General features: G+C 44.4%; 13 protein-coding genes. 10 read left to right on the plus strand and 3 right to left on the minus strand.

Annotation, left to right across the window (positions count from 1 at the left end):
* The 3 genes from GLIP_RS06400 to GLIP_RS06410 all read right to left on the minus strand — a co-directional run.
* Window positions 1–880, minus strand: an 880-nt coding sequence (locus GLIP_RS06400) for an NADH:flavin oxidoreductase (RefSeq protein ID WP_040522172.1), incomplete at its 3' end; no start/stop codon positions are given.
* A gap of 147 nt (window positions 881–1027) precedes the next feature.
* Window positions 1028–3151 carry an oxidoreductase gene (locus tag GLIP_RS06405; RefSeq protein WP_008843782.1) on the minus strand — a complete coding sequence of 708 codons (2124 nt, stop codon included), beginning with the start codon at window positions 3149–3151 and terminating at the stop codon, window positions 1028–1030.
* A gap of 77 nt (window positions 3152–3228) precedes the next feature.
* The gene (locus GLIP_RS06410; RefSeq protein WP_008843783.1) at window positions 3229–4065 is read right to left on the minus strand and encodes an alpha/beta fold hydrolase; all 837 of its coding nucleotides are present in this window, start codon (window positions 4063–4065) and stop codon (window positions 3229–3231) included.
* 300 nt (window positions 4066–4365) lie between these two features.
* Between GLIP_RS06410 and GLIP_RS06415 the strand changes: the two genes are divergently transcribed.
* The 10 genes from GLIP_RS06415 (at window position 4366) to GLIP_RS06460 (ending at window position 14614) form a co-directional block, all read left to right on the plus strand.
* Window positions 4366–5103 (plus strand): SDR family NAD(P)-dependent oxidoreductase, encoded by a 738-nt coding sequence (locus GLIP_RS06415; protein WP_008843784.1) that lies wholly within the window; start codon window positions 4366–4368, stop codon window positions 5101–5103.
* A gap of 22 nt (window positions 5104–5125) precedes the next feature.
* Window positions 5126–5794: a nuclear transport factor 2 family protein gene (locus tag GLIP_RS06420; protein WP_008843785.1), complete on the plus strand. Its 669-nt coding sequence runs from the start codon at window positions 5126–5128 to the stop codon at window positions 5792–5794.
* 23 nt (window positions 5795–5817) lie between these two features.
* Window positions 5818–7677 carry a long-chain-acyl-CoA synthetase gene (locus tag GLIP_RS06425; protein WP_008843786.1) on the plus strand — a complete coding sequence of 620 codons (1860 nt, stop codon included), beginning with the start codon at window positions 5818–5820 and terminating at the stop codon, window positions 7675–7677.
* On the plus strand, window positions 7674–8888 hold the full coding sequence (locus GLIP_RS06430) for a thiolase family protein (protein WP_226992188.1): 1215 nt from the start codon (window positions 7674–7676) through the stop codon (window positions 8886–8888). The genes GLIP_RS06425 and GLIP_RS06430 overlap by 4 nt, the downstream gene beginning before the upstream one ends.
* Before the next feature lies 1 nt (window position 8889).
* Window positions 8890–9825, plus strand: a complete 936-nt coding sequence (locus tag GLIP_RS06435; protein WP_008843788.1) for a bifunctional OB-fold nucleic acid binding domain-containing protein/MaoC family dehydratase — start codon at window positions 8890–8892, stop codon at window positions 9823–9825.
* A gap of 195 nt (window positions 9826–10020) precedes the next feature.
* Entirely contained in the window at window positions 10021–10911 is an 891-nt protein-coding gene (locus GLIP_RS06440; protein ID WP_008843789.1) for a VOC family protein, read from the plus strand.
* Window positions 10912–11787 carry a CoA transferase subunit A gene (locus GLIP_RS06445; protein WP_008843790.1) on the plus strand — a complete coding sequence of 292 codons (876 nt, stop codon included), beginning with the start codon at window positions 10912–10914 and terminating at the stop codon, window positions 11785–11787. It begins immediately after the preceding gene.
* A 13-nt stretch (window positions 11788–11800) separates the two neighbouring features.
* On the plus strand, window positions 11801–12622 hold the full coding sequence (locus tag GLIP_RS06450; protein ID WP_008843791.1) for a CoA-transferase subunit beta: 822 nt from the start codon (window positions 11801–11803) through the stop codon (window positions 12620–12622).
* A complete protein-coding gene (locus tag GLIP_RS06455; RefSeq protein WP_008843792.1) occupies window positions 12619–13500 on the plus strand; it encodes an enoyl-CoA hydratase in 882 nt (293 codons plus the stop codon). Before GLIP_RS06450 ends, GLIP_RS06455 begins: the two co-directional genes overlap by 4 nt.
* A complete protein-coding gene (locus GLIP_RS06460; RefSeq protein ID WP_226992189.1) occupies window positions 13439–14614 on the plus strand; it encodes an NAD(P)H-dependent flavin oxidoreductase in 1176 nt (391 codons plus the stop codon). Before GLIP_RS06455 ends, GLIP_RS06460 begins: the two co-directional genes overlap by 62 nt.
* Window positions 14615–14625: the final 11 nt, after the last annotated feature.

The raw sequence follows: 14625 nt of genomic DNA on the forward strand, positions 1-14625 counted from the left end.
CCATTAGCGATAATAGCTTTTGACCATGAGCTTTTAGGACTTTACCCATTTCTTCACGATTCATATTGCTGCCAAACATATACCATGTAGATTCGATATTACGTCCACCCGACAATACCAGCATATCTGCACCGGCATCTTGTAGTAACTGTGCAGTAATTATTGAGTCAGAAACCTGTGTGCCTTTGCGAACGCCATCGGCGACGCTGATTTTGCATAAAATTGCTAAATGCTCACCCACTGCCTTCTTAACGGCTGCGAGCACTCTGGCTGGGAAGCGCACTCTATTTTCGATACTACCGCCATATTCATCGTCCCGTTTATTGCTTAACGGCGATATAAATTGATTGAGTAAATAGCCATGACCCATATGCAATTCAAGAGCATCGAATCCAGCCTGTTTGCATAACTCAGCCGCTCGTACAAAATCATCAATAACCGTTTGCATATCGTTTTCATTCATTTCGCGGCAGAAAAAATTACCTTTTAGCAAGCCAGCTGGGTTAAAACCGCCGCTGGAACTCATGGTACGCCCCTTTACCCTTATACCGGTAACAAAAGAGCCAGCATGGGTGAGCTGCGCTGAAATGGCCCCTCCTTGAGTATGAACAGCATTTGTTAAGACTTTAAGGTCAGGTAACACTTCGTCACGCATCCATATTTGGTTGGGTAAAGTACGGCCTTCGGATGTTACTGCCATATAGGCAACTGTTGTCATGCCTACACCACCAGCGGCAAGATCACTATGATGCTTAACCAATGCCTTGGTGGGTTTACCTTCAATACACATTGCTTCGTTTGCGCCTGCTTTAATAAAACGATTTCGCAAATTGAGCGGGCCAATAGAGACTTTATCGAAAGGAGATAAGGTTGCTGTCACGTTGTTACTCCAAATTAATTTGTATAAAAATAAGCTAATTTTTGCATCACGTGGCAAATACTAGGCACTCTCGCAGCTTAAATAAAGATAGCGATTTTTTTGTCAGAGCCGACAACACCCTAGTCTTGCGAACAATTTTGCTGTGCTTTATGACGCTAAGCCAATGCGATAACCTGAATCTATAGCACCTTCTATATAACCTACCTTATTGCTATCGCCGATTACTTTCACCTCGAATCCCGCTTCTATTATTGCATCAGCAAGTTTTCTATCAGTCGCGATACCTGTCGCCATCACGACGGTATCGGATATTACACAGTGGTTTTCATCTTTAACCTTATAATGAACGTGTTTTTCGTCAATGCTAATAATGTTGGCTTGCCTTACCACTTCAACATCAAAATGTTTGAGGTTATGCAGCACGCGCCAGCGACGCACAATACTTAGCTCAGCACCTAAGTCGCGAGACTGCTCTAGAACGGTAACCTTACGTCCTCGCTCACCTAAAAATTCAGCTAACTCTAAACCTACTAACCCACCGCCGATAATAGTTACGCGTTTACCTAAGGGCATCCAAATATGCGATAAACGCTGCAGCGCTTCAACACTTTTGGTTAAGCCAAATAAGTTACCACAGCCAACCATTACGCGCTGATAAAGCGATAGTTGAGCACGGGTGCTCGGACTTATTTCACCTGTTAATAATTGCCTAAGTTGCTCGCCTGACCATACATGATTATGCTCAGAACCTTTGATGTTTGGCATATCGCGACTTGCACCTGTGGCCACATATACTTCGTCCGCTTGATAAGACTTAAGAGTTTCGGGTGTTACAGTGACGCCCAATTTTACCGTCACCTTTGATTCTGCTAACTGGCGTTTCTGAAAGTCTAATAACTGTCCGTTTTCTTTGTAAGCGAGCGTGGCGAAAAATAGTGTCCCACCAAGTCGTTTACTGCGTTCTAAAAGCGTCACATTATGCCCGCGATTACTCGCCGTCACCGCAGCTTCTATTCCTGCAGGACCGCCACCAATCACAACAATGTTTTTGGGTTTGTCGGTCATAATTAGGTTTAGTTTATATTCTTGCCCCGTGCGAGGGTTGACGGCGCATTTGACACGCTGGTTGATAAAAATTTGACTAACACACACGTAGCAATAGATGCAGGGACGTACATTAGCTTCTTTATTTGCAAAGAGTTTATTGGGCAATTCTGGGTCTGCTAACAGTTTTCGGCCCATGCCAACAAAGTCGCATTTCCCGTCTGCAATCGCTTCATCGGCTATTTTTGGCTCTATTCTACCGACAGCGATCACAGGAATAGATACTGCGTTGCTGACCTGCTCAGCCCAATCTAGAAAGCCTGCGGGTTTATGCACAATGGGCGCTTCGGTAAAAGCAGCACCGCTTGTGATATTCGCATAAGCCGAAATACTAACCGCATCAAGCCCTGCTTTTTCTACCATTTTGGTGACTGCAATACAGTCCTCTATGCTAATACCGCCATCAGTGCCAAGTTCTTCTGCATCTAGTCGGAGCCAAAGGGGATAATTCTTTCCAACTTGTTCTTGAATTGCTGCTATTACTTCAAGTAATAGGCGAGCGCGGTTTTCGATATTACCGCCGTACTCATCATCACGTTGGTTATAATATCGAGATAAAAAACCAGCGATAATGTATGTGTGCGCAGCATGTATCTCGATGCCATCAAACCCAGCAGCTTTGGCTCGTTTCGCAGCTTGCGCGAACCAATCTATCATTTGTCTTATATCAGCCTTATCCATAACCCGCATGGTCACCGGCACATCTTTACTAGGGCGCACAAAAGTACTGACTTCCTTCATAGTGACGTGCTGCATCATATCATTACCTTTAGGCGGTGGCGGTGGCATTGATGGCACCCAAACTTCTCGCCCTTCGGCCATGTCTCTTGTCGATGTTTTACCTGCATGTTGTAACTGCAGCGAAATTTTTGCTCCATGCTTATGAACTCTGTCGGTCAGCGCTTTTAAGCCAGGAATAAATTCATCTTTTGATATGCCCACTTGATAAGGTTCTGCAGTTCCTGCTGGATACGCGATTGAGACTACGCCCATGGTGATTAGGCCAACACCACCTTTCGCACGTGCCTCGTAATAAGCTTGAATACGCTCGCCGCAGTGACCATCTTTTTCGGCGTAGTTTGACCCCATCGGCGCCATAATTATGCGGTTTCGTAATGATAACTCACCAATTTTACTCGGCTTAAAAAGGTGTTGATATGCTGTCATGCTAGTCCTTTTACTTATTCATTTCTTATTTGCCGCAGTTGCTTGCATAAACTGTCTAAAGCTTATCTGATAAAAACTTAACTGTTTTGCAAAAAATCGATACAGGTAGCGTTAAATAATCGTGTGTGCTCTACTTGTACCCAATGACCACAGCGATTTAGCATCAAAAATCTAGCTTTAGGCAGGTTATCTAAAAATTTATGCACACCTTGGTGCGGATTAAATCTATCGTTTATTCCCCAAAAACCTAATACAGGACAATTAATTTCCGACAAACGCTCTGTCATGTTAGGCACCATCATTGTGCTGAACAGGTTAGCCGGTTGTGTCACTGCAACCGCTGAGCGCTCTGCCAATATATCGTCTGAAAGCGCGCTTGCATCAAATAGTTGTAAAGACATGACTTCGCGCATTTCTTCGATACCCATCGGGCCTCGGTTGAAAACTTCAACCATGCGCTGAATGCCTTCCATTTGAAAGTATGTTTCGCGTTCTTCAACACCGCCTGGCGCCATCAGCACTAGTCTTTCAATTGTGTTTGGATAAGCAAGTGCCTGACCTAATGCTATAGCGCCGCCCAAAGAATTACCTAGTAAGGTTACCTTGCCAAGATCTAAGGCCTTTATTAGCCCGTTGAGTGCAGCAACAAAAAAATCTAGATCGTAATTCACATCGTCAGGTTTATCTGAGCGTCCAAAACCCGGCAAATCTAAAATGATATTGCGATAACCAGCTTTTACAAATTCTGGGTAATTCTCTTTAAAGTTACTAAAGCCACTCGCGCCCGGACCACTGCCATGTAGCCATATTACTACAGGTCCGGACCCTTCTTCGAGATAGTGTAATGTAAGACCATTTTCAATCTTCACAAAGTGTCCTGTAGGGAGCGGTAAGTCCTGGGGTTGTGCAGTCAAAGTGTCTACTCCTAGTTGGTGCAGCAAAAGGTGCTAAAAAAGTACTGGCTCAAGTCGCCGGTTCACTAGCTCTTCAGAGCAAAAATGTGAATAAGTAGCTTCGTAAGTTCTAAAGATTGCGTTGCTATCGGACTAAAAGCATCGTCCATTTAGACCAATCTGTCATTTTTTGAGCCTTTTTTATAGTTAGTCTTGATGGACGATGTTACATCTCATTAGGTGTTTCAGTATTAACTAAAAATTAACAAGCGGTTTGTGTGCAGATATTTCTTCTCGCTATCGTTTTCAAAGGAAAAAACTATGAAGCATCAAGATCAAGTTGTCTTAGTGACTGGCGCAGGTCAAGGCATGGGGCAAGAGATTGTGCGGCATTTTGCTAGCGCGGGTGCCAAAGTCGTTGCTGTTGATATCAATACTGATGCGGTAAATAAAACAGTTGAAGCACTTGATAAGCCTGAAAATGCGCTTGGTCTAACTGCTAATATCGCAAGCAGCGCATCAGTCAAAGAAGCTATCGAAAACGTGGTTGAAAAGTTTGGACGTCTTGACGTAATCGTTAACTGTGCAGGCGTGGGCTCGTTTGATTCCTTTTTAGAAACACCTGATGAGCACTGGGATAAAGTCATAAGCGTTAATCTTAATGGCACCTTCTACTGTTGTCGCGAGGCGGCTAAAGTCATGGCAAAGCAAGGCTCGGGTTACATCATCAATATTTCAAGTACAGCGGCTATGACTGGCGAAGGTCCTAGTCACTATTGTTCGTCCAAAGCGGGTGTAATGGGGTTAACGCGAAGTATTTCGCGCGAACTAGCTGGCAATGGCATTAGGGTCAATACCATCATTCCGGGGCCTACAAACACGCCAATGATGGCCGACGTACCAGACGAGTGGACGCAACAGATGATTGCTAATATTCCTTTAGGTCGTATGGGGGAAAGTACCGATATTGCTAAGGTTGCAAGCTTTTTAGCCTGTGATGATTCAGGTTTTATTACTGGGCAAAATATTGCTGTTAACGGCGGCATGGCCTTTTTGTAGAAACTTTTTCTAGGTATTAACGATGAGCGATAACAGCGCAACAGCAGACAGTAAAAGCCCAGTCAACTCAAGCGGTATAGAAAAACGTATCGATAGGCTGGAATCAATAGAAGCTATTCGTCAACTAGCTGCAAAATATGCCTTATCACTCGATATGCGCGATATAGATGCTCATGTTGGTTTATTTGCGCCAGATGTTCGTGTAGGCGGAGGCAAAATAGGACGTGCCAATTTGAAAGCATGGGTCGATTCTACCCTACGCGACCAGTTTTCAGGCACCTCTCACCATTTAGGTCAGCACATTATTGAGTTTAAAGATGCCGATCATGCCATTGGCGTTGTTTACTCTAAAAATGAACATGAAACTGGACGAGAGTGGGTATTAATGCAAATGCTGTACTGGGATGACTACGAGCGTATAGAGGGCATTTGGTATTTTCGTCGTCGCTTGCCTTGCTATTGGTATGCAAGCGATCTTAACGCTGCGCCTATTGGCGATATGAAGATGCGGTGGCCAGGCCGCGAACCATATACAGGAACCTTCCATGACCTCTTTCCTTCATGGAAATCGTTTTGGGAAAATAGACCAAGTGCAAATGAGTTGCCTGAAGTAGCCTCACCAGCGCCACTTGATCAATTTTTACAAACAATGCGTGGTGACACTCCCGCACCTAAAATCCGCGTTCGATGATTGAGACACTAGGAGAATATACTTTGGAAGATACGACTATCCCATATGCAGGTTCGTTAGATGATGCACCCGTGTTACGTGCTGACACGCAAGCTAAAATGGACAAGCGTGCAATGGCTGCTAGGTCGGTGAGTCCGTCCCAAAAATATAGCATTGCGGATCGCTTAGAAGCACAAGCTAAAGATTATGCTGATTCCCCATTTATTGTTTATCAAGGTAAAACCTATACATACAAAGATGTCAATGAACAAGCTAATCGGCTAGCCAATGCTGTTCAAGCTAGAGGTCTAAAAGAGGGAGATGTATGTGCAATGGCGTTAGAAAATCGCCCTGAATTTTTCTTCACATGGTTTGGTTTAACTAAGCTTGGCGTCATTGTCGCTTTTATCAATACTCAAGTTCAAGGTTCTGTGTTAGAGCATGCAATAAAGACAACCAACAGCAGTGTGGTTATAGTTGGCGAAGAATGTGTTGAGCGTTTTATAGACACGCCTGCGCTGGCGAGTAAACAAATATGGTTGTTGCCAGATGCCGAAATTAGTAACAAGCCAAGCGTACCAAGTTGGATAGATACCTCTTTCTCAAATGATGTATCATTACAAAATGCCCAAAGTACATTTGACCGCAACGAAACAGTGGGTGAAACGCCTACTCTTTTGATCTTTACGTCAGGGACAACCGGTTTGCCTAAAGCCGCTATTTATAGCCATATGAGATGGCTTACGTCGGGTGATGTGATGGTGGATACAACATCCGCAACGCCAGATGATGTATTTTATTGTTGTCTACCGCTATATCATGGTGCAGCAGCTACATCTGTAACCTCTACCGCGCTTGCGGCGGGCGCGAGCATTGTGGTTAGACGCAAATTTAGTGTGAGCCAGTTTTGGCGCGATATTCAACAATATGGCGTGACCACTTGTCAATATATAGGCGAGATATGTCGCTACTTACTCAATTATGCAGATGCCAATGGTAATAAACCTAAGAATCATTCTTTGCGATGCATGCTAGGTGCTGGACTAACCGACGTAAGTTGGCGTCGTTGGTTAGAATATTTCGGGCAAATGGATATTTATGAAGGTTGGGGCTCTACAGAGGCGAATACGAATTTAATCAATATTGACAACTTCATAGGTTCGTGCGGAAGAGTACCAAGGTGGGATCGTACTAATTTTAGATTGGTTAGGTTTGACACCGAAACCGAAACCCACTTTAAAGATGAAAACGGCAACTATATTTTGTGTCAGCCCGGCGAAGTGGGTGAAGGCTTAGGGATGATAATTAATCATCCTGACTTTGGCGGGGGGCGTTTTGAAGGCTATACCTCAAAGGAAGGAACAGAAAAGAAAATTCTACGTGATGTATTTCAAAAGGGCGATGCATACTGGCGCTCTGGTGATTTACTGCGATATGACGAAAATGGCTATTTCTATTTTGTAGATCGCATAGGCGATACGTATAGGTGGAAAAGTGAAAATGTGTCGACTCAAGAAGTCGCCACCGCTCTTTCTGAATATGAAGGCGCAGAGCTAGTTAATATTTACGGCGTGCAAGTTCCCGAAAATGAAGGTCGTGCAGGTATGGCTGCAATTGTTATGCAAGATGGCTATCAATTTGATCCGCAATCATTCTATGAGCTTACAGTTAAAACAATACCCAATTATGCGGCACCTCAGTTTGTGAGAGTGAGTAAAGCTGCAGACATGACGTCGACGTTTAAATTACGTAAAGTAGATTTACAAAAACAAGGCTACGACCCTACGTTATGTAACGAACCAATTTATGTGCGCAACGACAAACAAGGCGCTTATCAAGAATATAGTAAAGATGCATTACAAGCGGCAGGATTTGCTCCGTTTGTCATTGCTGAGGAGAAATGATGGGACTTGCAGGTAATGCGGCGATAGTTGGCGCCGCGCAGTATAAACCCGAGAAATATCAAACCGCGCCGCAAATGTTCCATTTAGAACAAGTTGCAGATTTAGCGCATAAGGCTTTAACTGATGCAGGCTTGCATAAAAACGATCTCGACGGTTTAGTCATAAATGGTCCGCACTTTCATGAAGCGTCAGTATTTGTTCCTGCTATGGCAGCGGAATATTTAGGTATCGAAGTTAATTTTGCTGAAGTGGTCGATTTAGGTGGTTGTACTGCTGTCGCACAAGTTTGGCGCGCAGCCATGGCTATTGAGATGGGTTTATGCCAAGCCGTGCTTTGTGTAATACCTGCCAGAATGGCGCCGCTCGGGCCAACAGAGGACCCAGCATGGATGGCTCAAGCAATGCGTTTTGGCGGCCATAGTACTGCATTTGGAGCCCCCGAAGCAGAGTTTGATTTGCCTTACGGCCACATGGGACAAAATACCGGTTATGCCATGATTGCACAGCGTTATGCTGCGCAATACGGTTACGATAAATCTGCGATGGCAAAAATAGCGGTAGATCAGCGCTTTAACGCACAATATCACCAAGATGCTATCTTTAATGGTAAAGATTTAAGTATTGAAGATGTGCTGGCGTCTAAGCTAGTTGCTGACCCACTTCATGTGTTGGAAATTGTAATGCCTGTGGCAGGCGGTGCAGCGGTTATTGTTGCTTCAAAAGAATTAGCACAACGCGCAAAAAAACGACCAGCGTTTGTGACTGGTTTTGGTGAACGTTTATCGTTTAAATCACCCTCGTATGCGAAAGACATGACGGTAACCCCCGTTGCAGAAGCGGCTAAACGAGCCTTTAATATGGCGGGATTGTCACCAAAAGATATGCATGCAGCGCAAATTTATGATTGTTACACTATAACAGTATTACTTTCGCTTGAAGACGCTGGGTTCGTGCCTAAAGGTGAAGGTCAGCGATTTATCAAAGAACACAATTTAACGTTTAAAGGTGATTTTCCTTTAAACACGCATGGTGGTCAGCTTAGCTTTGGTCAATCAGCGGCTGCTGGTGGTTACTCTCAGGTGATAGAAGCTTTTGATCAAATCTCTAACTCTGCACAAGCTCGTCAGTTATCTGGTTGCGACAATGTATTTGTCAGCGGCACAGGTGGCGTAATGAGTGAGCAGGGCGCATTAATATTACAAGGGGGATAAGATGAGCACCTTAAAACCAATGCCATTAGCAACTAAAATTTCAAAGCCATACTGGCAAGCGCTCGAGCAAAATCAACTAAAAATACAGCAGTGTAACGATTGTGACTCATGGGTGTTTTATCCGCGCAATCATTGTACAGCGTGTTTTGCCCATGAGCTTGAATGGAAGGAAGTAAGTGGTGAGGCTACCTTGTATTCCTACACCTTAACACGTATCCCTACTATGCCTGAGTTTAGTGATGAAATGCCGCAAGCTTTAGCCGTTGTCGAACTGAAGGAAGGGGTGAGAGTTAACACAACGCTAATCGATATAGAAGAACAAGACATTCAGATAGGCATGCCGCTTAAACCCATTTTTGACAAGGTCACCGCTGATGGTAAAACACTGTTGCGTTTTACAGCAGTTAACAACCAGGGCGGTGAGCGCAAATTTGACAATCCGCTTGAAGGTCTGCCAGTAAATGACAAAGGGCAAGTGCAAGTGCCAGTGAGTAATTTAAGTGCGCTATATGCATTAGCAGATAATAAATTTACGGAGTGGAGCAACTCTATAGAGGTTGATCAAACGCTTATTAATGCGTTCGCCGATCTGTCCGGTGATGATTATTGGTTACACACAGATCCTGAGCGAGCGAAAGTAGAAAGCCCGTTTAAGACAACGATTGCTCACGGCTCTCTCGTTCAGGTGTTGCAATCTAGGCTGACTATCGCTTTACCATTTGAAATTGTTGGTTTTAACACAATGGTCAACTATGGCTCCAATCGACTTAGGTTTCCTGCACCGGTGCCAGCAGGCTCTATTATTCACGGACGCAGCAAGGTTAAAGATGTCAGTACGTCTCACAAAGGTGTGCAATTGACATTAGAAATGAACATCCACGTGCAAGGCAATGACAAACCAAGTGTTATAAACGATTTGGTTATTCTTTACCGATAACATCACGTCTAATAAAAAACACATAACACAACATTCAGCTTGCCCCTTTTGGGGTCAAGTTGTTTGCTCGCCTTGCATTTAACTTATTGAATTTTAAAAGTTTTAATCCTATCTCTTGTTAGTCTTTATGGACGATGAAGGTCATGTCTATAGATTTAATAATAAGACTAACAGCAATTATGTTTGAGAGGATTTATGGATATTCGCGCACTAGGTTATTTTGTAGCACAAACCGACAATGTACCAGAGTGGAAAGACTACGCAGAACAAGTCTTAGGTATGATGACATCCCCAACCGACGAAGATGGTCTATATGTAAAAATGGACGAGCGTCCTTATCGAATGTTGATCACTAAAGGCGACGATAAACGCTATGTCGCTTCAGGCTGGGAACTTGCCAATCAAGCTGCCTTTAATGACGCAAAACAACGCTTAGAAGAAAAGTCAGTAGCGTTTGAAGAAGCTGACAAGGCCTTCTGTAGGTCGCGCGGTGTGCAAGAGATACTCATTGTGAATGATCCTGCCGGCAATCGCCATGAACTCTATTGGGGTCATATCTCAGATTGTCAGCCTTTTGTGTCACCGCAAGGTGTTCCTGCCTTTGTAACTGGGGACATGGGGCTTGGCCATACGGTTTTACCGGCGCCCAATTTTGATGAAACCTATCGGTTCCTAACCGAGGTGTTGGGCTTTGAGCTATCTGATTTATTTAATTTTAAACCAGCGCCAGATGCACCCAACGTGCGCATTTACTTTATGCACTGCGCAAACGCTCGCCACCATAGTCTTGCAATCTGCGAGTTCCCAGTACCAAGTGGGTGCGTGCATGCGATGGTAGAGGTTGAAAGCATGACTGAAGTCGGTCGTGCACATGATAGGCAACAAGCACATGGCGTAGACCTATCGGCGACTTTAGGTCAGCATCTAAACGACAAAATGATTTCTTTTTATATGAAAACGCCTTCAGGTTTTGACCTTGAATATGGCTACGACGGCTTACAGATTGATAATTGGGAAGAACATTGCGCGTTTGAATTTAGTCGCGTAAGTCTTTGGGGTCATGACTTTACAGTAGGACAAAAATAAATGAATAAAGTAAAAACTGCTTCTCAAATAGTCTCAGAATTACGTGATGGTATGACCGTAGGTATTGGTGGATGGGGCCCTCGGCGTAAACCTATGGCGCTGATTCGTGAAATTTTGCGGTCCGATTTAAAAGACTTAACCATAGTCAGTTATGGCGGCGCCGACGTTGGCATGTTGTGCGCTGCTGGTAAGGTTAAAAAGTTGATTTTTGCTTTTGTTTCACTCGACTTCATTCCACTTGAACCTTACTTTCGTATTGCCCGACAACAAGGTGAACTAGAGCTCATGGAAATTGATGAGGGCATGCTCTTATTAGGTTTAAGAGCAGCGGCTTGGGGGTCTCCGTTTATTCCTACCCAAGTGGGCTTAGGCACTGATGTGATTAAGAACAACCCTGACTTAAAGGTAATTAATAGCCCTTATGACGATAAAGAGTGGGTAGCGATGCCCGCCCTAAAACTTGACGCTGCTTTAGTGCATGTTGACCGTGCTGATGAGCGTGGCGTGTGCAGAATATCTGCCCCCGATCATCATATGGATGACTGGTTTGTACGTGCGGCAAAAAAGAGCTATGTGAGTTGTGATGAAATTGTTGATAGTCATCATTTTAATAGTCCTGAAGTTGCTCGCCAAGTATTTTGGGAAAGAAGCTTAACGTCAGCGGTATGTCATATTCCAGGTGGCGCGCACCCAACCTCATGCGCACCTTTTTATGGCATAGATAACAAACACTTTTTGCGCTACAACAAGTCAGCAAAAGAGGGCGGTTTTACTGAATATAGCGATACGTTTATAAACGGTAAAACAGAGCAAGATTATCAGGCTTTGCTTGGCGGCATTGACGCCATTAAGCAGATCCCACAAACCACTTATTAAGGCGTGCAGAATTATGACATCAACTCAATATAGCTTAGCCGAATTAATGATTTGTGCCGCAGCAAAAGCATTTGTAAATGACGGTGAAGTATTGGCTACCGGAATAGGTGTGATACCTCGCTTAGCGGCCAGTTTATGCATGAGCACCAGCAATCCTGATTTAATGATGACTGACTCAGAGGCATATTTGCTCAGCGAACCCAATCCGATAGGTCCTCGCGATGATGACTTTGTTCAACAAAACGAAACATGGATGGGCTTTTCGCGTATTTTTGACAATGTGTGGAGTCAAAAACGACATGCGATGATTGGCCCCACGCAAATTGACAAATACGGACAAAGTAATATTTCGGCTTTGGGCGCTGATTATGACAAGCCGAAAGTTCAAATGCTAGGTGTTAGAGGATTACCGGGTAATTCTATCAGCCATGCTAATTCGTTTTTTGTGCCCAGCCATAATAAACGAGTATTTGTAGAAGGTGAATGCGATGTGGTGTGTTCAATTGGGTACAATCCAGCAAGGTTACCAAAAGGGTATCAGCTAGATGATATTGATATTCGTTTAGTGATTACTGATATTTGCGTAATGGATTGGCAAGGGCCCAATCATCAGCTTCGTCTAGTGAGTTTGCATCCCGGTGTAAGTGTTGAAGAGGTGATTGAAAAAACCGGCTTTGCTATTCATATTGATAACGACACCCCTACAACCGCTGCGCCCACGCATGAACAACTAGCAATTATCGCTAAGTTCGACCCTCATAACCTTCGAGCAAAGCAACTCAAAGATAACCCTCCCGGCGTGCGCGAGACCGCCAAAACAGAGGGCGATAAATGATGAGTGATGTAAAAGTAATTGATGACGTGGTGCACTATCAAGTAGAAGACAATATTGCCATTGTTACCATGAATCGTCCTGAGTATAACAACGCGCAAAACTCACAAATGACCTATGCCTTAGACAAAGCATTACAGCTAGCGACTAACGACGATGATGTAAAAGTAGTTGTTTTAGCGGGTGCCGGTAAACATTTTTCGGCTGGTCATGATATCGGCACGCCGGGGCGAGATGTCGACAAAAGCTTTGAGCGGACTCACCTTTGGTACGATCATGTGAATAAACCCGGTGGTGAGTTTTTATATACACGTGAACACGAAGTCTATTTAGGAATGTGCAGGCGCTGGCGCGAATTACCAAAGCCTACTATTGCGATGGTGCAAGGCGCATGCGTTGCTGGTGGATTAATGTTGGCGTGGGTATGTGACTTGATTGTGGCGGATGACCGTGCGTTTTTCTCAGATCCTGTTGTACGTATGGGCATCCCCGGCGTGGAGTACTTTGCGCATGTGCATGAACTTAACGCGCGTATAGCCAAAGAATTTTTATTTACCGGTGAGCGTATGTCTGCTGAACGTGCTTATCAAATGGGCATGGTCAACAAAGTAGTGTCAAGAGATTCGCTAAAAGAAGACACCATGGCACTCGCATCTCGCATAGCACAAATGCCTCGACTCGGTTTACAGCTAACTAAACAAGTCATTAATAGTGCTGAAGACTTAATGGGTAAACGCTCAACCATGGATATGGCCTTTGGTCTTCACCATTTTGCCCATGCTCATAACGAAACTGTGTCGGGAGACCGATTAGGTGGTTATGACGCAAAAGCAATGGCTGATGCTAATAAATCGTCAGCTTCATCTGCCAAGGGCAAGTGACATGGACGTGCAAACTGAAAACGTCGCTAAAGACAGTAAATGGAAGACGCCCGTAACGGAGGCGCTCGGTTGTCGCTATCCCATAATACAAACGGCTATGGGGTGGGTATCTGATGCAAACCTAGTCATTGCAACTACAAAAGCGGGCGGCTTTGGTTTTCTGGCTGGAGCCACCATTGCAAGAGAAGATATCGAAGCTCAAATACAAAAAGTGATTGCGGCTACAGGTTCGAGTAACTTTGGCCTAAATTTTCATATGTTTCAAGAAAACGCCATGCAATGCGTAGAGTTAGCTATGCAATATAAGTTGCGCGCAGTCAGTTATGGCAGGGGGCCTGATCAAGAGACTATTGCACGCTTAAAAGCAGCAGGTGTATTGTGTATTCCAACTGTTGGCGCGCTTAAGCATGCGATTAAAGCCGTTCAATTAGGCGCAGATATGATCACGATTCAAGGCAGCGAAGGTGGTGGTCATACAGGGAGTGTGCCAACTAGTATCTTATTGCCTCAGGTGTTAGAGGCGGTTTCGGTGCCTGTTATAAGTGCCGGCGGTTTTTCTTGTGGGCGCGGGCTTGCCTCAGCTTTAGCTGCAGGTGCTGCAGGGATGGCGATGGGTACACGTTTTATGATGACATCAGATGCACCTACCCCTGAGAATATTAAACAATGTTACATAGACACAAAAGAGCCGCAAGATATCAGAATATCTACGGCGGTCGATGGAATGCGCCATCGTATGCTAAATACACCTTTTGTCGACAAATTAGAAAGGGCGAGTGGCATGAAACGCCTATGGATAGCAATCAGTAGCGCGCGCCAATGGCAAAAAGAAACTGGCATGTCGAGCATGCATATGGTGAAGGTGTTCTTTAAGGGCCTGCGCGAAGACCCGTCTGCAACAGCAACGTTAATTATGTCTGCAAACCAACCTATTTTATTGCAAAAATCAATGGTAGAAGGCAAACCAGAAGCGGGGATCATGCCAAGTGGGCAAGTAGCCGCTGCAATTGAGAGTCTGCCCAGTGTAGAGGTCTTAATTCAACAAATTATTACGCAAGCAGACAGCTGCATCGAGCAATTGCTTGCTAGGCGTACAAATGGCATCAGCAAATAAGGGGTATCTAA

The sequence above is a fragment of the Aliiglaciecola lipolytica E3 genome, assembly GCF_000314975.1.
Taxonomy (GTDB): domain Bacteria; phylum Pseudomonadota; class Gammaproteobacteria; order Enterobacterales; family Alteromonadaceae; genus Aliiglaciecola; species Aliiglaciecola lipolytica.